Below are 20,991 nucleotides of genomic sequence, written 5' to 3'. Positions count from 1 at the left end.
CAAAAGTTGGCACGCACCCTGCTATATGTTTGGTACAAGAACAATAACAAGCAATGTACAAGACAATAAAAATAAGACGTATCGACTCACGCACAATAAAAACAAGACGGCGAGAGGCGTAGCTAACTGATTCTTTTGGAGAGGCGTTGTATTTGGGGCTTGCCCCACGACCAGGCCGAGAACAACAAAAACTGTCACAAGACAGAGCCTGCACTGGTTGGATCGCAAGATCACTGCAACACAGCGACCAAAGCAATCCGTTTGCTCTTGGCTCCCGATTGGGAGGGTCATGAAGGAAATCTTCATGGCGAGGGCACTTAATAAAAACAAAAAGCCCGAATCAAAAATAAAAATAGAGCATGCAACTACTTTCTTGGGGAGCTTCGGCTCCCCTTGTAGTTTCTGCGATTCGACATTCACGCTGCCCCTGTAGCAGCTGCCGAGCCTGCGAGGCTGCGTTCGACTACGCAGTAGTCGCAATATAGGCAACCGGCTTTCTCCTGACACACCGCAATCTCAGGTTTTACGACTGCTTCGCAGTCGAACGCAGCCTCGCGCTGCTCAGCAGCTGCTACATGCCTATGCGTACCAGCCCCTGCTTCAAGCGCTTGCGCAGCTTCCTACACCATCCCCCGACTAAATGCTAGAATCCCCGCCCATCATGCGGTCATTCTTCGTTTTGGCCGAACATTCCTTCAAACAGTGCATCCCATGCTGAAGAAGCTGTTCCAGTCATTCCGTTCTCCCAAGCGTCATACGCAACACATTCGCAGTACGCCTGAAGTGCTCAACAGCGGCCAACATTCGCTGCAAAAGGCCCAATTCAGTCGCTACGCGGTGAACATCGTCGAACGCCTGCAGAACGCCGGTTATCAGGCTTACCTGGTCGGCGGCTGTGTGCGTGACATGCTGCTCGGCATCACGCCAAAAGATTTCGACGTCGCCACCAGTGCCACCCCTGAACAGGTGCGGGCCGAATTCCGCAACGCGCGGATCATCGGTCGCCGCTTCAAGCTGGTGCACATCCACTTTGGTCGCGAAATCATTGAAGTCGCGACCTTCCGCGCCAATCACCCGCAAAACGATGAAGAGGAAGACAGCAACCAGTCTTCCCGTAACGAAAGCGGGCGCATCCTGCGCGATAACGTCTATGGCACGCTGGAAGAAGATGCGCAACGCCGCGACTTCACCATCAACGCCTTGTATTACGATCCGGTCAGCGAGCGCATCCTCGATTACGCCAACGGCGTACACGACATCCGCAATCACCTGATCCGCCTGATCGGCGATCCGAAGCAACGCTACCAGGAAGATCCGGTACGGATGCTGCGAGCCGTGCGTTTCGCCGCCAAGCTGAACTTCGGCATCGAAAAGCACAGCGCCGCGCCAATCCGTGAACTGGCGCCGATGCTGCGCGAGATCCCATCGGCCCGCCTGTTCGAAGAAGTGCTCAAGCTGTTCCTTTCCGGCCATGCCGCGGACACCTTCGAGATGCTGGTCGACCTGCAGCTGTTCGATCCGCTGTTCCCGGCCAGCGCCGAGGCGCTGGAATACAACCCGACGTACACCCACACGCTGATCAGCGAAGCGTTGATCAACACTGATCTGCGGATCAAACAGAACAAACCGGTGACCCCGGCGTTCCTGTTTGCGGCGTTGCTTTGGCCTGCCCTGCCGGCCCGTGTATTGCGCCTGCAAGAACGTGGCATGCCGCCGATTCCGGCGATGCAGGAAGCGGCTCACGAGTTGATTGCCGAACAGTGCCAGCGCATCGCGATTCCGAAACGCTTCACCATGCCGATCCGCGAGATCTGGGACATGCAGGAGCGTCTGCCACGCCGCAGCGGCAAGCGCGCCGACCTGTTGCTGGACAACCCGCGGTTCCGTGCCGGTTACGACTTCCTGCTGCTGCGCGAAAGCGCCGGTGAGCAGACTGATGGCCTGGGCGAATGGTGGACGGACTATCAGGACGCCAACGACAGCGAACGTCGCGACATGATCCGCGACCTCAGCGGCAAAGATGACGGCACTGGCGCGCCACGCAAACGTCGCCGCAGCGGTGGCGCCAAGCGCAAACGCACCGCAGGCGCACCGAGCGCCACGGGCGAGTAATCCATGGAACGCATCTACATCGGCATGGGCAGCAATCTGGCTGACCCCGCCGAACAATTGCGCAGCGCCGTCGAGGCGCTGGCGCAGTTGCCGCAGACCGAACTGATCGGGGTTTCCGCGTTTTATCAGAGCGACTCGCTGCTGCCCGGTCAACCGCGATACACCAATGCGGTCGCCGCCCTCGACAGCACGCTCCCACCGTTGGACCTGCTCGATGCGCTGCAAGCCATCGAGAACGAACAGGGCCGCGAACGTCTTGAGCGCTGGGGTCCACGCACGCTTGACCTCGATATCGTGCTGTTTGGCGATCGGCTGATCGACGAGCCGCGCCTCAAGGTGCCCCACTACCATATGCAGGAACGGGCTTTCGTTCTCTATCCACTGGCCGAACTGGCGCCTGCGGATTTGCGTCTGGCTGATGGTCGCAGCCTGAGTGATTTGCTCGCTGCCTGCCCGTTCGTCGGGCTGGAACGTCTCCTCCAAAATTGACAAAAATCCCCTGCGGGAGCGAGCCTGCTCGCGATAGCGGCCTGTCATTCAACATTGATGCTGGCTGATCCACCGCTATCGCGAGCAGGCTCGCTCCCACATTGGTTTTGTGTCGAACATGAGATCGGTAGTTGCTGAATCGCATCAGTTACCCCGGTAACACCCCACGCGTAACAATGCGGTAACACACGCAATTGACTTCCCGAGTTCTCCTCACGACTATAGGCGTCCCGCTGCCGCCAACACGGCGTTGAAGGGCGCAATCCAGGCCTTAAAAGCACGACAACAGACCGTGCGCCTGTATTTAACGAAGAATCACGCGCGTTACTCGCAGTAGTTTCCACAGCGCCTGAATGAGGAACTTTTCATGCCAGCCATCACCCTGACCACTCTGCAAGGTCTCAAGCAAAAAGGTGAAAAGATCACCATGCTGACCTGCTATGACGCGACCTTCGCCCACGCCTGCAATGAGGCGGGTGTCGAAGTGCTGCTGGTGGGCGACTCCCTTGGCATGGTTTTGCAAGGTCACGACAGCACCCTGCCGGTCACCACCGCTGAAATGGCTTACCACGTGGCATCCGTCAAACGCGGTAACACCGATGCGTTGATCCTCGCCGACCTGCCCTTCATGGCCTACGCCACCATCGAACAAACCATGACCAACAGTGCTCTGTTGATGCAGGCGGGTGCGCACATGGTCAAGGTTGAAGGTGCGCTGTGGCTGGCGGACTCGATCCGTCTGCTGGCCGAACGCGGCATCCCGGTGTGCGCCCACATGGGGCTGACGCCACAATCGGTGAATATTCTGGGCGGTTACAAAGTCCAGGGCCGTAGCGAGAACCAGGCACGCCAGATGCGCGCCGATGCCATCGCCCTGGAACAGGCTGGTGCAGCCATGCTGTTACTCGAGTGCGTACCGAGTGAACTGGCCCAGGAAATCACCCAGGCTGTGGGTATTCCGGTAATCGGTATCGGCGCCGGCAGTGCCACCGACGGCCAGGTGCTGGTTCTGCACGACATGCTCGGCCTTTCGATCACTGGCCGTGTGCCGAAGTTCGTGAAGAATTTCATGGCCGGGCAACAAAACATTCAAGCGGCGCTTGGTGCGTACGTCACTGAAGTCAAAGCGGCGACTTTCCCTGGTATCGAACACGGATTCTCTGCATGAACACCGTAAAAACCGTACGCGAATTGCGGGCCGCCGTGGCCCGTGCCCGCAGTGAAGGCAAGCGCATCGGCTTCGTGCCGACCATGGGCAACCTGCACAGCGGTCATGTGGCACTGGTGACCAAAGCCACTCAACGGGTGGACTTCGTGGTCGCGAGCATTTTCGTCAACCCATTGCAGTTCGGCGCCGGCGAAGACCTCGACAAGTACCCGCGCACCCTCGCAGCCGATCAGGAGAAACTGCTCCAGGCCGGTTGCCAGTTGCTGTTCGCGCCAACCGTTGAAGAAATGTATCCCGACGGCATGGTTGGCCAGACCCGCGTCAGCGTCCCCCAACTCTCCGAAGGCCTCTGCGGCGCCAGCCGTCCCGGGCATTTCGAAGGTGTGGCGACGGTAGTCACCAAGCTGTTCAACATGGTTCAGCCGGACCTGGCGATCTTCGGCCAGAAAGACTTCCAGCAATTGGCGGTGATCCGCGCCCTGGTGCACGACCTGAACATGCCGATCCAGATTATCGGTGAACCGACGGTACGTGCAGCCGATGGCCTGGCGCTGTCGTCGCGCAATGGTTTCCTCAGCGAAGAACAGCGGGCCATTGCGCCGGTTGTGTATCGCGGCTTGAGCCAGATTGCCGACACGATCAAACAGGGCGAACGGGATTTCCCGACGTTGATTGGCGCGCAGATCAAGCAGCTTGAAGCAGCGGGTTTGCGTCCAGACTATCTGGAAATTCGTCATGCCCAGACCTTGCGCCCGGCAACGGCGGAAGATCGGGACCTGGTGATTCTGGTGGCAGCGTTCCTGGGCACTACGCGGTTGATCGATAACCTGCACCTGAACCTCGACGCTACTGCCTAAAAGCACCGCAATTCCCCTGTGGGAGCGAGCTTGCTCGCGATGGCGGACTGTCAGCCAACATTGATGTTGAATCTGACGGCCCCATCGCGAGCAGGCTCGCTCCCACATTGGGTCGGCGGTGACTTCACACGCCGTATTGCTGACCCTCAAGCCCTTGGGCACAATGCCCGCCGTTCGATTCCGACCAGGGGAAACACTCATGCACGCCATCATGCTCAAAGCCAAGCTCCATCGCGCCGAAGTCACCCACGCTGTACTCGATTACGAGGGTTCTTGCGCCATCGACGGCGAATGGCTGGACCTGTCCGGCATCCGTGAGTACGAACAGATCCAGATCTACAACGTCGACAATGGTGAACGCTTCACCACCTACGCGATTCGTGGTGAAGAAGGCTCGCGCATGATCTCGGTCAACGGTGCCGCCGCACACAAGGCCAAGGTGGGTGATCGCGTGATTATCTGCGCATACGCTCACTACAGCGAAGCCGAGCTGCTCAACTTCAAGCCACGCATGCTCTACATGGCGCCGGGTAATGAACTGAGCCATACCAGCAATGCCATTCCGGTTCAGGTCGCCTGATCCAGTCTTAGCCCCTTCCCCTTCCGTTTGTCGGACCGTTCCCTGCTTGATGTATAAAAAAGTACCGGGAACGGGTCAGACAAAGTCAAGACAGATCGCAGCGCGAGGTTTACTGTATTCGCCCTGTGTCATGAAATCGTGTCGACGCAGTTGACCGGACGCCCACCCACAGCGCTCCGGTATTTTCAGTGTTCAAAAGGCCGTTCAAGTAAAAAGGAAACCCGCAGCGATGGCGTATTACCGCACCCCTCAAGACGTTACCGCTCTGCCCGCCTGGCAAGCGTTGAATGACCACCGCCAAGCCATGCAAGATTTCAGCATGCGCGAAGCCTTTAATGCCGATCCGCAGCGCTTTACCCAATTCACCCTCAGCAGCTGCGGCCTGTTTCTCGATTATTCGAAAAACCTGATCAACGCCCAGACCCGCGACCTGCTGGTCGGCCTGGCCAACGAAGTCGACCTCCAGGGCGCAATCAAAGCGCTGTTCGAAGGCGAAATCGTCAACTCCTCCGAAGGCCGCCCCGCCCTGCACACAGCCCTGCGCCGTCCGGTCGGCGATAAGCTGAAGGTCAACGGCGTCAACGTGATGCCGGAAGTGCACAAGGTCCTGAACCAGATCACCGACCTCGTGGGCCGTATCCATGACGGTTTGTGGCGCGGCTACTCCGAGAAGCCGATCACTGACGTGGTGAATATCGGCATCGGTGGCTCGTTCCTCGGCCCGGAACTGGTCTCCGAAGCGCTGCTGTCCTACGCCCAGAAAGGCGTGCGCTGCCATTACCTGGCGAACATCGACGGCAGCGAGTTCCACGAACTGACCATGAAGCTGCGTGCCGAAACCACGCTGTTCATCGTTTCGTCGAAATCCTTCAACACCCTCGAAACCCTGAAGAATGCCCAGGCCGCACGTGCCTGGTACCTGGCTCAGGGTGGTTCGGAAGCCGAGCTGTACCGTCACTTCATCGCCGTCTCCAGCAACAATGCAGCGGCGGTGGCCTTCGGGATCCGCGAAGAAAACATCTTCCCGATGTGGGACTGGGTTGGCGGCCGTTACTCGCTGTGGTCGGCCATCGGTTTGCCGATTGCCCTGGCCATCGGCATGTCGAACTTCAAGGAACTGCTGTCCGGTGCCTACACCATGGACCAGCATTTCCAGAGCGCGCCTTTCGAACAGAACATGCCGGTGCTGCTGGCGCTGCTCGGTGTGTGGTACGGGAATTTCTGGGGCGCGCAAAGCCACGCGATCCTGCCGTACGACCACTACCTGCGGAACATCACCAAGCATTTGCAACAGCTGGACATGGAATCCAACGGCAAGAGCGTGCGCCAGGACGGCACTCCGGTCTCCACCGACACCGGTCCGGTGATCTGGGGCGGCGTCGGTTGCAACGGTCAACACGCTTACCACCAGTTGCTGCACCAGGGCACCCAACTGATCCCGGCCGACTTCATCGTGCCAATCGTCAGCTTCAACCCGGTGTCCGACCACCACCAGTGGCTGTACGCCAACTGCCTGTCGCAAAGCCAGGCGCTGATGCTGGGCAAGACCCTTGCCGAGGCCGAAGCCGAGTTGCGCGACAAAGGCATGAGCGAAGAAGAGGTGCACAAAATCGCACCGCACAAGGTGATCCCGGGCAACCGTCCGAGCAATACGTTGGTAGTCGAGCGCATCAGCCCGCGTCGTCTCGGCGCATTGGTGGCGATGTACGAACACAAAGTCTTCGTGCAAAGCGTGATCTGGGGCATCAACGCCTTCGACCAATGGGGCGTGGAGCTGGGTAAAGAGCTGGGTAAAGGCGTCTACAACCGCCTGGTCGGCAGCGAAGAAACCCCGGCTGACGATGCCTCGACCCAAGGCTTGATCAACTACTTCCGCGGTCGTCACCGCGGGTGATAGGCTGAAGGGGCGGTTTACCCGCCCCTTTAACTTGTAGCATCGACAGCTCCACGGCACCGGGTTTACTGCAAAATCGGTGGCGTGCGCTATCACTGTAGGAGCTGCCGAAGGCTGCGATCTTTTGATCTTCTAAAAAGCAAGATCAAAAGATCGCAGCCTTCGGCAGCTCCTACGAGGGTCGCGCAGCTCCCCTCTTGTCGCAAAACAAGAATAAGGAACCGTCATGTTCGATATCAGCACGTTCCCCAAAGCCGATGCCGTCCGCCGGGCTGCAAATCTGAGTCAAGACGACTATAAGCGCCTCTATCGCCAATCCATCGAACACCCCAGTGAATTCTGGGCTGAACAGGCCACACGCTTTCTCGACTGGAGTAAGCCGTGGGATACCGTCCAGCGCTATAACCTGAAAACCGGCGAGGCGAGCTGGTTCGCCGGCGGCAAGTTGAACGTCAGTTACAACTGCATCGACCGCCACCTGGAAAAGCGCGGCGATCAAATCGCGATCATCTGGGAAGGCGACGAACCTGCCGAATCCGCGCAGATCAGCTACAAAAAACTTCATCACAACGTCTGTCGCCTGGCCAACGTACTCAAAAGCCGTGGCGTGAAGAAAGGCGACCGCGTGTGCATCTACATGCCGATGATCCCCGAAGCCGCCTACGCCATGCTCGCCTGCTCGCGCATTGGGGCAGTGCATTCGGTGGTCTTCGGTGGTTTCTCTCCGGACTCTGTGCGTGACCGGATTCTCGATGCCGACTGCCGCACCGTGATCACCGCCGATGAAGGCGTGCGCGGCGGTAAAGTCGTGCCGCTCAAGCAGAAGGTCGACAAGGCGTTGCAAAGTTGCCCGAACGTCAGCACCGTCATCGTGGTCGAGCGCACTCAGGGCGAAGTGGACTGGGTCGAGGGCCGGGACATCTGGTATCACCAGGCGCTGCGTGACGTCAGCGACGATTGCCCGCCTGAACCGATGGACGCCGAAGACCCGCTGTTTATCCTCTACACCTCTGGCAGCACCGGCAAACCCAAAGGCGTGCTGCACACCACCGGCGGCTATCTGCTGCAAGCGGCGATGACCTTCAAATACGTGCTCGACTACCGCGACGGCGAAGTCTTCTGGTGCACCGCCGATGTCGGCTGGGTCACCGGCCACAGCTACATCGTCTACGGCCCGCTGGCCAACGGCGCGACCACGCTGATCTTCGAGGGCGTGCCGAGCTACCCGAGCAGCTCGCGCTTCTGGCAGGTGATCGACAAGCACCATGTGAATATTTTCTATACCGCCCCGACCGCCCTGCGCTCCCTGATGCGTGAAGGCCCCGAACCGTTGAAGGAAACTTCCCGCGCGAGCCTCAGATTACTCGGCACTGTCGGTGAGCCCATCAACCCGGAAGCATGGGAGTGGTACTTCAATGCCGTCGGCGAACAGCGTTGTCCGATCGTCGATACCTGGTGGCAGACCGAAACCGGCGGCATCATGCTCAGCCCTCTGGTCAGCGCTCAACGGATCAAACCCGGCTGCGCCACGCAACCGATGTTCGGCGTGCAACCGGTGCTGCTCGATGAAGTGGGCAAGGAAATCAAAGGCGCCGGCAGCGGCGTGCTGGCGATCAAATCCAGCTGGCCGGCGCAGATCCGCAGCGTCTACGGCGACCCGCAACGAATGGTCGACACTTACTTCAAGCCCTACCCCGGTTACTACTTCACTGGCGACGGTGCCCGGCGCGATGAGGATGGTGATTACTGGATCACTGGGCGCATCGACGACGTGATCAACGTCTCCGGGCACCGCATCGGCACCGCGGAAGTGGAAAGCGCGCTCGTGCTGCACGACAGCATCGCCGAAGCGGCGGTGGTTGGTTACCCGCATGACGTCAAGGGTCAGGGCATCTATGCCTTCGTCACCCCCATGAACGGCACCGAGCCCAGTGACGAACTGAAGAAAGAACTGCTGGCTCACGTCAGCGAGGAAATCGGCAGCTTCGCCAAACCGGACCTGATCCAGTGGGCGCCGGCCTTGCCGAAAACCCGTTCGGGCAAGATCATGCGGCGCATTCTGCGCAAGATCGCCTGCAATGAACTGGACAGCCTGGGTGACACCTCGACCCTGGCTGACCCGAGCGTGGTCCAGGAGTTGGTCGATAAACGCCTGAACCAATAACACTCGGACCTGGAACGCCTAGCGTAGGAGCTGCCGAAGGCTGCGATCTTTTGATCTTCGTTTTCAAGATCAAAAAATCAAAAGATCGCAGCCTTCGGCAGCTCCTACAGGGGTATTCCAAGTCCGCCTTTTTTTCGCCACTGAGCCGCCATGGAATTCATTCGAACCCGCATCGAAACCCAGATCATGAGCCTGACCGGTCTGTCTCTGGGCAAACTCGACCTGGAAAACCCCAAGGGTGATCCCGGCCTGTTCGGCCCCGACTCGGTGAGCTGGCAAGTGCATGGCGACTTCAGCAGCATGCTGATCGGCGGCATCAGCGCCCTGATGCTGCAAGCCCTGCATCCACTGGCCCTGGCCGGGGTCTGGGACCATTCGAATTTCCGCGAGGACATGATCGGCAGACTCCGCCGCACCGGGCAGTTCATTTCCGGCACCACGTTCGGTTCGCGAAAGGACGCCGACTGGCTGATCGAGAAAGTCCGCACCATCCACCTGCAAGTGACCGGCACGGCACCAGATGGCCGGCCTTACGCCGCCAGCGATCCCGATCTGTTGACCTGGGTGCACGTGGCCGAAGTCAGCAACTTCCTCGCGGCCCATCTGCGTTACCGCAATCCGAACCTGTCCCTGGCTGATCAGGACCGTTACTACGGCGAGATCGCCCTGGTCGCCGAACGCCTCGGCGCCCGTGATGTGCCCCGCTCCCGGCAAGAGATCGCCGATTATCTTGAACGAGTTCGCCCACAACTGCTGTGCGACGAGCGCAGTCGCGAGGTGTTACGGCTGTTGTTGAACGCCCCATCCCCCAGCCGCTTGGCCAGACCTTTCGGCGGTTTGATGATGAAGGCCGGGATCGACCTGCTACCGGACTGGGCCAGTGACATGCTGGGCGTCAGCCAGAGCCCGCTGCAACGCAAGCTGATCCGTGCCAGCGTTAATCGCAGCGTGCCAATGCTGCGCTGGGCGGTGCGTAACGGCTCGGTGCACCGGGCCAAACGGCGGATGGGTTTGCTGACCTGAAAACCGCTTAAAAGCTTCGCGAGCAGGCTCGCTCCCACAGGGGATTTTCGGTGATTGCACATTTTGAGTTCGACACAAATCTAATGTGGGAGCGAGCCTGCTCGCGAAGGCAGCACCTCGGTTTGGCGCCAAGCTGTTAAACTCCCGCGCCAAATTCCCTCCTGCAAGGCGCCCAGCATGTCTTCCTTGAATCAGGCGCTGCGCGCCGCCCTCGATCGTCGTCAGGACCTGCTGGCCGAGCTGCATCAGCAAGGCACCGATTGCTATCGCCTGTTCCATGGCAGCCAGGAAAGCGCCGGCGGCCTGACGATCGATCGCTACGGTCCTCAATTGCTGGTGCAAAGCTTTCACCAGTCGCTGGAACGAGATGCGCTGCTGCAACTGCACGACACCATCAATCAGCACCTGGGCCTCGAAACGCTGCTGGTCTACAACGATCGCTCCCGGGGCAACTCACGCATCGACCGTGAAGACACTGTCTATCGCGCCGACGAAGCCGCCCTGCAAGACTTGGTCGGTCACGAATGGGGCTTGAATTACCGGGTTCGCGGCCGCCACGCCGGCCAGGACCCGCTGCTGTTCCTCGACCTGCGCAACACGCGCGGCTGGGTCAAGCAGCACAGCAAAAACAAAAGTGTGCTGAACCTGTTCGCCTACACCTGTGGCGTCGGCCTGAGTGCTGCGGCCGGTGGCGCGAGCGAAGTCTGCAACCTCGATTTCGCTGAGGGCAACCTGGCTGTCGGCCGTGAGAACGGCCTGCTCAATCCGCAGTTGCCGACCATGGACTTCATCCAGTCCGACTATTTCCCGGCCATCCGCCAACTGGCGGGCTTGCCGATCAGCCAGCGCCGCGGGCAAAAACTGCCGAGCTATCAACGTCTGGAACAGCGTCAGTACGACCTGGTGCTGCTGGACCCGCCAGCCTGGGCCAAGAGCGCTTTTGGCACCGTCGACCTGCTGCGTGACTATCAGAGCCTGTTGAAGCCGGCACTGCTGACCACCGCCGACAATGGCGTGCTGATCTGCTGCAACAACCTGGCAAAAGTCAGCATGGACGACTGGCGCGAGCAAGTTTTGCGTTGTGCAGAGAAAGCCGGCCGGCCGGTGCGCGAGTGGACAGTGATGAAACCGGGCGGCGATTTTCCGTCAATGGATGAGCAGCCGCCGCTGAAAACGCTGATTCTGCAGCTCTGAGATTCTTCCGAAAAATCAGATAAATCCTATAAAGCATGATCACTTCGGAACCGGAAACGCGTGCCATACTCCAACGCACTCCGATTCAGACAGATGAAGCCGCACATGCCCAAAGGATTGATTCGCGCTATTGGCGCTCTGTTGACCGCTCTAGCCCTCTACAGCCTGCTGGGTTTTCTTGTTTTGCCGGGCATCGCGTTACGGGTGGCCAACCAACAATTAGCCAGTTACGCGACGACGCCCGCGACGATCCAGCGGATCGAACTCAACCCGTTCAGCCTTGAAGTCACCCTTTGGGGCCTGATCATCGGCGAGCCGGGCAAGGAACAGGTCGGCTTCGAGCGCCTGTACGCCAATTTGCAGATCGACAGCCTCTGGACCAAGGCGCTGCACCTGTCCGATATCGAAATCGACAAACCCAAGACCGAAATCCTCTTCGGCAAGGACGGCAAGCTCAATCTGCTTGGCCTGTTCAAAATCCCCGTCAGTGAACCGACCCCGGCCGACCCGAACGCCAAACCGTTCCCGTTGCGCATCGAGCGGATCAAACTGGCCGGCGGCTATGTGCACTTCCAGGACGCACGGCCCAGCGAGCCGATCGAATTCCTCTACGACAAACTCGATTTCGAGCTGAAAAACCTCAGCACCCTACCCGAAGACAGTGCCGACATGACCTTGGTGGCTGTCGGCCCGGCGGGTGGCCAGATCGACTGGACCGGCAACTTCAGCCTGATTCCGATTGCCTCCGAAGGTAAGTTGAAGATTACCGACGGCAAGATGAAAGCCTTTTGGCCCTATGTGCGTGACGCTGTGCCACTGGATCTCGAAGACGGCGTCCTCAACCTCAGCACCGATTACAAGCTCAACCTGAGCAAGGAAACCGAACTGCTGATGAGTAACGTCGCCGTCAGCGTCGCCCCCTTCGCCATCAAGGCCCCGGATGGTCGACCACTGGCGAAGCTCGCACGCCTGGACATCAGCGAAACCACGGTGGATCTGGCCAAGCAGCAAGTGGTGGTCGGCAAGATCCGCAGCCAGAAACTGGAAACCTGGGCCGCCCTCGAAGCCGACGGGCAACTCGATTGGCAGAAACTGTTTGCCAGCCAACCGTCCAAAGCAACCGTCAAAGCCAAGGCCGAACCGGCCAGCACCCCGGCCGCCGCCGATTCACCGAAACCCGACCCGGCGCCACCGAGCAAGCCATGGCAGGTGCTGCTCAAAGACGTGCAACTGCGCGATTACCAGGTGCATCTGGCTGACCGCAAGGCGCAACCCGCCGTGGCGCTGGACATCGGCCCGCTGAACCTGGACCTGCAGAATTTCGACAGCCTCAACGGCTCGCCTTTTAACCTCAAGCTCGATACGGGCGTGGGCAAGCAAGGCAAGCTCACGGCAGACGGCGTGGTCAATCTCGCCCCAATCAGTGCCAAGTTAAAAGTGCAAACCAAGGACATCGACCTGCGCGTCGCCCAGTCCTATATCAACCCGTTCATTCGCCTGGAACTGCGCAGTGGCATGCTCGGCAGTGATCTGGCGGTCGATCTGAAAAGCACCGAGCCGCTGGCGTTCAACGTCACCGGCCGTGCTCAGGTCGATCAACTGCATACCCTCGACACCCTCAAAACCCGCGACTTCCTCAAGTGGCAACAATTGGTGCTTGAAGGCCTGAATTATCAGCACGGCGACAGCCTGTCGATCGACAAGGTCAACCTGTTCCAGCCTTATGCGCGCTTCATGATCAACGATGACCGCACCACTAACATCGATGATCTGCTAATTCCGCAACCGCCCGACTCCGGCGCCAAAACGGCTGAAGCCAAACCTGCCGGCAAGGAAAAACCGCTGGGCATCCACATTGGTGGCATTGCCATCAACGACGGCTCGGCCAACTTCGCCGACTTCAGCCTGACCCCGAATTTCGCCACGGCCATTCAACAGCTCAATGGGCAAATTGGCACCATCGACAGTCGTCAGGCGAAACCGGCCAGCGTCGATATCAAAGGCAAAGTCGACCGCTATGCGCCAGTTACCATCAAGGGCTCGGTCAACCCGTTCGACCCGATGGCCAGCCTCGACATCGCCACCAGTTTCAAACGTGTTGAACTGACCACGCTCACGCCCTACTCCGGCAAGTTCGCCGGTTACCGCATCCGCAAGGGCCGGCTCAATCTCGACCTGCATTACCTGATCACCAAGGGCCAGCTCAAGGCCGAAAACAAAGTGGTGGTCGAGCAGCTGCAACTGGGTGAGAAAGTCGACAGTCCGGATGCCGTGAGCCTGCCGTTGAAACTGGCCATCGCGCTGCTCAAGGACGTCGACGGCAAGATTTCCATCGAGCTGCCGGTGACCGGCGACCTGAACAATCCGCAGTTCAGCATCATGCCGATTGTCTGGCAGACCTTGCGCAACCTGATCGTCAAAGCTGCCGCGGCACCGTTCAAAATGATTGGCGGGCTGGTCAGTGGCGGTGGTTCCGAAGATTTAGGCACTGTGTCGTTTGCACCGGGTTCAAGCGACCTGAGCAAGGAGGCCGAGGGTTCACTGGTCAAACTGTCCCAGGCCCTCAAGGAACGTCCGGCCTTGCGCCTGGAAATCGAAGGCACGGCTGCTGCAAGCAGCGATGGCCCGCTGATTGCCGAGCAACGTCTGGAACGGGAATACCAGTACAACTACTACAAAATGCTCCAGCGTCGCGGTGACAAGGTGCCGGCTCAGGCTTCATTGCTGGAAGTACCGGATAACGAGAAAGGTTCGCTGCTGGAAGGGATCTACCGCACGCGCCTGAAGACGCAGCCGCCCGCCGAGTGGAAGGATCTGGGCAACGAAGAACGCACGGCAAAAATGCGCGAAGGCGTGATCAAGTTCTGGAGTTCCAGCGACGTTCTCTTACGCCAGCTGGGTCAGGAGCGCGCCAGCAGCATCAAGGACTATCTGGTCGACAAGGGCCAGTTGGCCGATGACCGCGTGTACTTCGTCGACGCCAACCTCGGCGAAGCGGAAAGTGACGGTCGAGTGGTTACGCCGCTGCATCTGGACGCCGAGTGATGCGCGCGAAATGGCTGATGAGCCTGGCTCTGGCGATGGCCGCCTGTCAGGCCTCGGCAGCCGATACCCTGCGCTGCGGCAGTCAATTGGTCAGTGTCGGGGACAGGTCCAGCGAAGTGCTGCAGAAATGCGGTGAACCGGTCAGCCGTGATCTGTTGGGCTACAAGCGCAGCGCTAACCGCCGGGAAGAGTTTCAAGTCGAGGAATGGACCTATGGACCCAACGGCGGGATGTATCAGTACCTGCGTTTTGAAGGTAATCGTTTGAAGCAGATCACCAGCAAGCGCGGCAACTGAAAATCAAAAGATCGCAGCCTCCGGCAGCTCCTACAGTGGAATGTGAACACCCTGTAGGAGCTGCCGGAGGCTGCGATCTTTTGCGTTTGCCAAATAGAACAGGCCCCTGACACGAATGCCCGGGGCCTGTAATGGCCACATCCTTATGGCCTTCGCATGAACTCTCCAGAAGCGGCAGACGTATTGCTCGGCCCGTCTGTCGCGCCTTCTCCCAGTCCAGGCGAGAAGTCTTGCCTTACTCGGCTTTCAGGCCGTCAGCGGAAACCGCTTTGACGCCTTTGATTTTCTTGGCGATCGCCACGGCGGTGGTTTTCTGAGCGTCAGTCACTGCAACGGTGGACGACAGGGACACTACGCCTTTGTTGGTTTCGACTTTGATGTCGGTGCCTGGAATGCCTTTTTCAGTCACTAGATCTGCTTTGACTTTGGTAGTGATCCAGGTATCGGAAGTGGATTCTTTAGCCTTAGTCATTTCACCCGCCGCCAGAGTCATCGGGGCTTGGGTGGTGGTGGTCTGTGCAAATGCAGCGTTGGCCAGGGTCAGGGTCAGCGCGGTAGCAGTAGCGGCAGCGATAGCGAACTTCTTCATACGAGTAACTCCTGTTTTTCATAAAGTCTGCTGCGTGTCTTGTCAGCAGGGTTACTGGAGATATTGCGAACGTTGTGCCAACTTTGAGACAGCCAATAAATACATATAAATCAATAGCTTACAAAAACACCTGATTTTCGGAATCATGCAAAATGCATGACTTCCAAATTATCGACATGCAAGTTGCGGGTTTTACCGCAGGCCTAAGGCCATGAATTGTTGGAAGTTTTCTCAATTACTCGATTTTTCCCAAACTGCGAACAAAAAAATGCCCCGTCAAACAGACGAGGCATCAGATCAAGCAGCCAAATTACGCGCCGCTGCCGGGACAGCCTTTTGGTGCAAAGTCAGCGTTAACAGTGCTGGCACATGTCCAGGTGCCCGCCGTGTTCCCTGATGAGCGAGTCAGTGTGATGGTTTTGCCCAACACCGGTCCTGGCGCATTAACCAGCGTACAAGTGATCGTGCCTGCACCTGTTGACGCTGTCCCTGAAGCAGCCAGCGTGCAATTGGAAGTCGTCGCCGTCGCGTTACCTGCAACCAATAGCAATGTAGGGTCGGTGCCTTGGTTGATGGTGTCTTCGAAAGGCACTTTCAACGCGCTGATCTCAGCCAGGCCGGCCGTAACTTTGGCTCGGGCCTGGTACTTGGAATATTGCGGCAACGCAAACGTCGCCAGAATCCCGATGATCGCCACCACGATCAGCAGCTCGATAAGCGTAAAACCTTTCTGAGTATTCATAGACAAGCTCCATGCATGAGTCGAAATCTCATGATCTGAACTAGCCGCAGCACAGCCCATGCCAAACCCTTCGCCCCGTGTTGGCGGGGCGTGCAATCGACAAAAAACCTTTTCCTACCCCCAGAATCCGCACTATCTGACACTTTTTGTCACCTCAACACCGCTGGTTTGGTTCCTTCCCTTGACTAGGCTATAAGTCATGAACTGTCTGCGTCCGGTATCCCAATGAATGACATCGCCCTTAGCGGTCTGGCCAAGCAATTGGTCCTGGCCGAACTGCTCACTGACAAAAGCGCGCAACAGGCGTATCAGCAAGCCCAACGCAACCAAATCTCCCTGGTCAGTTATCTGGTGCAGAACAAACTGGTGAAGAGTCGCCAGGTCGCCGAGATCGCTTCGGAACATTTCGGCATGGCCTTGCTCGACCTCAGCTGTCTGGACAAGGAAACCCAACCCAAGGGTCTGGTCAGCGAGAAGCTGATTCGCCAGTACCACGCCCTGCCCCTCTGGCGGCGCGGCAACAAGTTGTTCGTGGGCGTTTCCGACCCGAGCAATCAGCAAGCCATCAATGACATCCAGTTCAGCACCGGGCTGAATACCGAAGCCATCCTGGTGGAGGACGACAAGCTCAGCGACGCCATCGAAAAATTCTTCGATACCCAAGGCACCGGCCTGGAAGACATGGCCGACGTTGACCTCGATGGTGTGGACATCGAGTCGATCGATGACAACAAACACGACACTATCGCCGGACAGGATGCCGATGACGCGCCTGTGGTGCGCTTCGTGCACAAGATGTTGCTGGACGCGATCAAAAGCGGCTCTTCCGACCTGCATTTCGAACCCTACGAAAAAACCTACCGAGTGCGGATGCGCACCGACGGCATGCTGCGTGAAGTCGCCAAGCCGCCGATTCAACTGGCCAACCGCATCGCCTCGCGCCTGAAAGTCATGGCCAGCCTCGACATCTCCGAACGGCGCCGGCCCCAGGACGGGCGGATCAAGATGCGCCTGTCCAAGAGCAAGTCCATCGACTTCCGGGTCAATACCCTGCCGACCCTATGGGGCGAGAAAGTGGTGATCCGGATCCTCGACCCGTCCAGCGCTCAAATGGGCATCGACGCCCTCGGCTATGAGCCCGACCAGAAAGAACTGTACATGGCCGCCCTCAAGCAGCCACAGGGGATGATTCTGGTGACCGGGCCCACCGGCTCGGGCAAGACCGTGTCGCTCTACACCGGGCTGAACATACTGAACACCGTAGACATCAACATCTCCACCGCTGAAGACCCGGTGGAGATCAACATGGAAGGTATCAACCAGGTCAACGTCAATCCCAAACAGGGAATGGACTTCGCCCAGGCGCTGCGCTCATTTCTGCGACAGGACCCGGACGTGATCATGGTCGGCGAGATCCGCGACCTCGAAACCGCCGAAATCGCCATCAAGGCCGCCCAGACCGGTCACCTGGTGCTGTCGACCCTGCACACCAACAGCGCCGCCGAAACCCTGACGCGCCTGCACAACATGGGCATTCCGGGTTTCAACATTGCCACCTCGATCAGCCTGATCATTGCCCAGCGCCTGGCGCGCAAGCTGTGCAGCCATTGCAAGAAACCCATCGAGATTCCCCGGGATGCACTGCTCAAGGAAGGTTTCCCCGAGGAACGCATCGGCTCATTCACGATCTATGAGCCTGTCGGTTGCGATCAGTGCAACGGCGGTTACAAAGGGCGAGTCGGGATTTATGAAGTGGTGAAGAACACACAGAACCTGCAACGGCTGATCATGGCCGAAGGCAATTCACTGGAAATCGACAGTCAGATGCGTAAAGACGGCTTCAACGACCTGCGCACGTCAGGCCTGCTCAAGGCCATGCAAGGCATCACCAGCCTTGAAGAAATCAACCGGGTCACCAAGGACTGAATATGGCGGTCAAAGCAGCAAAAATCAGCGTCTACGCCTGGGAAGGCACAGACCGCAAAGGCACCAGGATGACGGGCGAGTTGAGCGGTCAGAATCCGGCGTTGATCAAGGCCCAGTTGCGCAAACAGGGCATCAACCCCGGCAAGGTACGCAAGAAGTCCGCCTCGATTTTCAACCTGGGCAAGCGCATCAAGGCCCAGGACATTGCCCTGTTCACCCGGCAGATGGCGACCATGATGAAGGCCGGCGTACCGCTGTTGCAGTCCTTCGACATCATCGGTGAAGGCTTTGATAACCCGGCCATGCGCACACTGATTGACGAGGTGAAACAGGAAGTCGCAGCGGGTAATAGCTTCGCCGCCTCCCTGCGCAAAAAGCCTCAGTATTTCGATGAGCTCTACTGCAACCTGGTCGATGCCGGCGAGCAGGCCGGTGCCCTCGATACCCTGCTGGAGAGAGTGGCGACCTATAAGGAAAAGAGCGAAAGCCTGAAGGCCAAGATCAAGAAAGCCATGACTTACCCGCTGGCGGTGGTGTTCGTCGCGATCATTGTGACCGGGATTCTGCTGGTCAAAGTGGTGCCGCAGTTCGAATCGGTATTCAAAGGGTTTGGCGCCGAATTGCCAGCCTTCACGGTGATGGTCATCGGCCTGTCGGAATTCATGCAGGACTGGTGGTGGGCGATGCTCGGCGTGCTGATCGCGGCCATCTTCGGCGTGCGCCACGCGTTTAAAACGTCGCAAGGCTTTCGGGACCGAATGGACACCTGGCTGCTGAAACTGCCGCTGATTGGCACATTGATGTACAAGTCCGCCGTGGCCCGTTACGCCCGCACGCTGTCGACTACCTTTGCGGCGGGTGTGCCACTGGTGGAAGCCCTGGATTCGGTGGCCGGCGCTACCGGCAACATCGTGTTCAAACGCGCGGTGCTGCGCATCAAGCAGGACGTGGCGACCGGTATGCAGCTGAATTTTTCCATGCGCACCTCCGGTATCTTTCCGAATATGGCGATCCAGATGACCGCGATTGGCGAAGAGTCTGGCGCGCTGGACGATATGCTCGACAAGGTCGCGAGCTTCTATGAGGACGAAGTGGACAACATGGTCGATAACCTCACCAGCCTGATGGAGCCGTTCATCATGGTGGTGCTGGGTGTTATCGTCGGTGGCCTTGTGGTTGCGATGTACCTGCCCATCTTCCAACTCGGCTCAGCGATCTGACATGCCCTTGAACGACATTCTGAACCTCTATCCTTTAGCCTTCGTGATCGCAGCCATGTTGGTCGGTCTGTTGATTGGCAGCTTTCTCAACGTGGTGGTCTGGCGCCTGCCAAAAATGCTGGACCACGAATGGCGTGAGGAGGCTCGTGAAGTGTTGGGCTTGCCAGGCGAAACACCGCTGCCGACCTTCAACCTGATGCTGCCCCATTCCCAGTGCCCACATTGCTGCCATCGAATCCGCGCCTGGGAAAATATTCCGGTGCTCAGCTATCTGTTCTTACGGGGTCGATGCTCGAACTGCACGGCAGCCATCAGCAAACGCTACCCGCTGACCGAACTGGCCTGCGGTCTGCTCTCGGCATTCATCGCCTGGCATTTCGGTTTCGGCTGGCAGGCCTGCATGGCGCTGCTCCTGAGCTGGGGGTTGCTGACGATGAGCCTGATCGACGCCGAGCACCAACTGCTGCCGGATGTGCTGGTGCTGCCGCTGATATGGCTGGGCCTGATCATCAACAGCTTCGGACTTTTCGTGTCCTTGCATGAAGCGTTGTGGGGCGCGGTGGCCGGCTATATGGCGCTGTGGTCAGTGTTCTGGCTATTCAAGCTGATTACCGGCAAGGACGGCATGGGCCACGGTGATTTCAAGTTGTTAGCGATGTTCGGCGCCTGGGGGGGCTGGCAGATCTTGCCACTGACCCTCTTGTTATCGTCGATGGTGGGCGCCGTTGTCGGCGTGATTTTGCTGCGTTTGCGCAACGCGAAAACCTCCACGCCGATCCCCTTCGGACCCTTTCTGGCAATTGCCGGCTGGATTGCCTTGCTCTGGGGTGGTCAAATAACCGACTTCTATTGGCAGTTTGTCGGTTTGAAATGAATACCCCTGTGGAAAAACCCTGGATTCTCGGCCTGACCGGCGGCATCGGCAGCGGCAAAAGCGCGGCTGCCCAGCACTTCATCGACCTGGGCGTACACGTTGTGGACGCCGATCACGCGGCGCGTTGGGTGGTTGAGCCGGGGCGCCCGGCGCTGGCAAAGATCGCCGAACACTTCGGTCCCGGCGTATTGCAAGCCGACGGGCAGCTGGATCGCGCGGCGTTGCGCAAACTGATCTTCGAAGTGCCAGACGAACGCCGCTGGCTCGAAGCGTTGTTGCATCCGCTGATCGCCAAGGAGATCGCCGATCATCTGGCCAAGGCACAATCGCCTTACGCGATTCTGGTTTCACCGCTGCTGATCGAGTCCGGGCAGTACGCCATGACCCAACGGGTTCTGGTGATCGATGCCCCGGAACAACTACAGATCGAGCGCACCCTGCAGCGTGACCAGACCAGCGAGCAACAGGTCCAGGCGATCCTCAAGGCCCAGTCCAGCCGACAGGACCGCGTGAGCCATGCCGACGATGTGGTGGTCAACGACCGCGACCTCGCCTGGCTGCACAGCGAGGTCGAACGCCTGCATCACTTTTACCTTACTTTGCGTGGAGGCCAGTCATGAGCCAAACCCCAACCGTCGATTGCCCAACCTGCGGCGCCCCTGTTGAATGGAGCCCAGAAAACAAATTCCGGCCATTCTGTTCGGACCGTTGCAAGCTGATTGACCTGGGCGCCTGGGCGTCGGAAGAACACAAGATTCCGGTCAGTCCGGATGCCGAAGACGACCTGTTCAGCGAAGACTTCGAGCCGCGTCACTGAT

The 20,991-nt window shown here is 58.7% G+C and carries 18 protein-coding genes; 16 read left to right on the top strand and 2 right to left on the bottom strand.

Annotated elements, in window-relative coordinates; genetic code table 11:
* Positions 1-711 precede the first annotated feature (711 nt).
* From EAH74_RS22165 to EAH74_RS22115, 11 genes are all read left to right on the top strand, one after another.
* Positions 712-2,112 (top strand): polynucleotide adenylyltransferase PcnB, encoded by a 1,401-nt coding sequence (locus EAH74_RS22165; protein ID WP_008153304.1) that lies wholly within the window; start codon positions 712-714, stop codon positions 2,110-2,112.
* A gap of 3 nt (positions 2,113-2,115) precedes the next feature.
* Positions 2,116-2,601: a 2-amino-4-hydroxy-6-hydroxymethyldihydropteridine diphosphokinase gene (gene folK, locus EAH74_RS22160; protein ID WP_140681109.1), complete on the top strand. Its 486-nt coding sequence runs from the start codon at positions 2,116-2,118 to the stop codon at positions 2,599-2,601.
* A gap of 367 nt (positions 2,602-2,968) precedes the next feature.
* Complete coding sequence (gene panB, locus EAH74_RS22155) at positions 2,969-3,769, top strand: 3-methyl-2-oxobutanoate hydroxymethyltransferase (RefSeq protein ID WP_140681107.1); 801 nt, start codon at positions 2,969-2,971, stop codon at positions 3,767-3,769.
* Positions 3,766-4,626 carry a pantoate--beta-alanine ligase gene (panC, locus tag EAH74_RS22150; RefSeq protein WP_140681105.1) on the top strand — a complete coding sequence of 287 codons (861 nt, stop codon included), beginning with the start codon at positions 3,766-3,768 and terminating at the stop codon, positions 4,624-4,626. The genes panB and panC overlap by 4 nt, the downstream gene beginning before the upstream one ends.
* A 199-nt stretch (positions 4,627-4,825) precedes the next feature.
* Positions 4,826-5,206, top strand: coding sequence for an aspartate 1-decarboxylase (gene panD / locus EAH74_RS22145; RefSeq protein ID WP_003228271.1), 381 nt, complete (start codon positions 4,826-4,828; stop codon positions 5,204-5,206).
* 229 nt (positions 5,207-5,435) lie between these two features.
* On the top strand, positions 5,436-7,100 hold the full coding sequence (gene pgi, locus EAH74_RS22140) for a glucose-6-phosphate isomerase (protein ID WP_140681103.1): 1,665 nt from the start codon (positions 5,436-5,438) through the stop codon (positions 7,098-7,100).
* 226 nt (positions 7,101-7,326) lie between these two features.
* Positions 7,327-9,264, top strand: a complete 1,938-nt coding sequence (gene acs, locus EAH74_RS22135; protein ID WP_140681101.1) for an acetate--CoA ligase — start codon at positions 7,327-7,329, stop codon at positions 9,262-9,264.
* Positions 9,265-9,414: 150 nt separating this feature from the next.
* Positions 9,415-10,287, top strand: coding sequence for an oxygenase MpaB family protein (locus tag EAH74_RS22130; protein WP_140681099.1), 873 nt, complete (start codon positions 9,415-9,417; stop codon positions 10,285-10,287).
* A gap of 177 nt (positions 10,288-10,464) precedes the next feature.
* Positions 10,465-11,481 carry a class I SAM-dependent rRNA methyltransferase gene (locus tag EAH74_RS22125; protein WP_140681097.1) on the top strand — a complete coding sequence of 339 codons (1,017 nt, stop codon included), beginning with the start codon at positions 10,465-10,467 and terminating at the stop codon, positions 11,479-11,481.
* Between the two features lie 105 nt (positions 11,482-11,586).
* A complete protein-coding gene (locus EAH74_RS22120; protein WP_140681095.1) occupies positions 11,587-14,526 on the top strand; it encodes a DUF748 domain-containing protein in 2,940 nt (979 codons plus the stop codon).
* Positions 14,526-14,822, top strand: coding sequence for a DUF2845 domain-containing protein (locus EAH74_RS22115; protein ID WP_140681093.1), 297 nt, complete (start codon positions 14,526-14,528; stop codon positions 14,820-14,822). Before EAH74_RS22120 ends, EAH74_RS22115 begins: the two co-directional genes overlap by 1 nt.
* A 235-nt stretch (positions 14,823-15,057) precedes the next feature.
* Here the strand turns inward: EAH74_RS22115 and EAH74_RS22110 are convergent, their stop codons facing one another.
* Positions 15,058-15,411: a BON domain-containing protein gene (locus EAH74_RS22110; RefSeq protein ID WP_140681091.1), complete on the bottom strand. Its 354-nt coding sequence runs from the start codon at positions 15,409-15,411 to the stop codon at positions 15,058-15,060.
* 310 nt (positions 15,412-15,721) lie between these two features.
* On the bottom strand, positions 15,722-16,153 hold the full coding sequence (locus EAH74_RS22105; protein WP_140681089.1) for a pilin: 432 nt from the start codon (positions 16,151-16,153) through the stop codon (positions 15,722-15,724).
* Between the two features lie 225 nt (positions 16,154-16,378).
* Between EAH74_RS22105 and pilB the strand changes: the two genes are divergently transcribed.
* From pilB to yacG, 5 genes are read left to right on the top strand one after another with little or no spacing between them, the layout of a single operon-like run.
* Positions 16,379-18,079 (top strand): type IV-A pilus assembly ATPase PilB, encoded by a 1,701-nt coding sequence (pilB, locus tag EAH74_RS22100; protein ID WP_140681087.1) that lies wholly within the window; start codon positions 16,379-16,381, stop codon positions 18,077-18,079.
* Positions 18,080-18,081: 2 nt separating this feature from the next.
* The gene (locus tag EAH74_RS22095) at positions 18,082-19,299 is read left to right on the top strand and encodes a type II secretion system F family protein (protein WP_140681085.1); all 1,218 of its coding nucleotides are present in this window, start codon (positions 18,082-18,084) and stop codon (positions 19,297-19,299) included.
* A gap of 1 nt (position 19,300) precedes the next feature.
* The gene (locus EAH74_RS22090) at positions 19,301-20,173 is read left to right on the top strand and encodes a prepilin peptidase (protein ID WP_140681083.1); all 873 of its coding nucleotides are present in this window, start codon (positions 19,301-19,303) and stop codon (positions 20,171-20,173) included.
* Positions 20,170-20,793, top strand: a complete 624-nt coding sequence (gene coaE / locus EAH74_RS22085; RefSeq protein WP_123367804.1) for a dephospho-CoA kinase — start codon at positions 20,170-20,172, stop codon at positions 20,791-20,793. Before EAH74_RS22090 ends, coaE begins: the two co-directional genes overlap by 4 nt.
* Complete coding sequence (yacG, locus tag EAH74_RS22080; RefSeq protein WP_140681081.1) at positions 20,790-20,990, top strand: DNA gyrase inhibitor YacG; 201 nt, start codon at positions 20,790-20,792, stop codon at positions 20,988-20,990. Before coaE ends, yacG begins: the two co-directional genes overlap by 4 nt.
* Position 20,991 lies beyond the last annotated feature (1 nt).

This window comes from Pseudomonas mandelii (genome assembly GCF_006438925.1).
GTDB lineage: Bacteria > Pseudomonadota > Gammaproteobacteria > Pseudomonadales > Pseudomonadaceae > Aquipseudomonas > Aquipseudomonas mandelii_C.
This window is presented reverse-complemented; position numbering and strand designations above follow the sequence as displayed.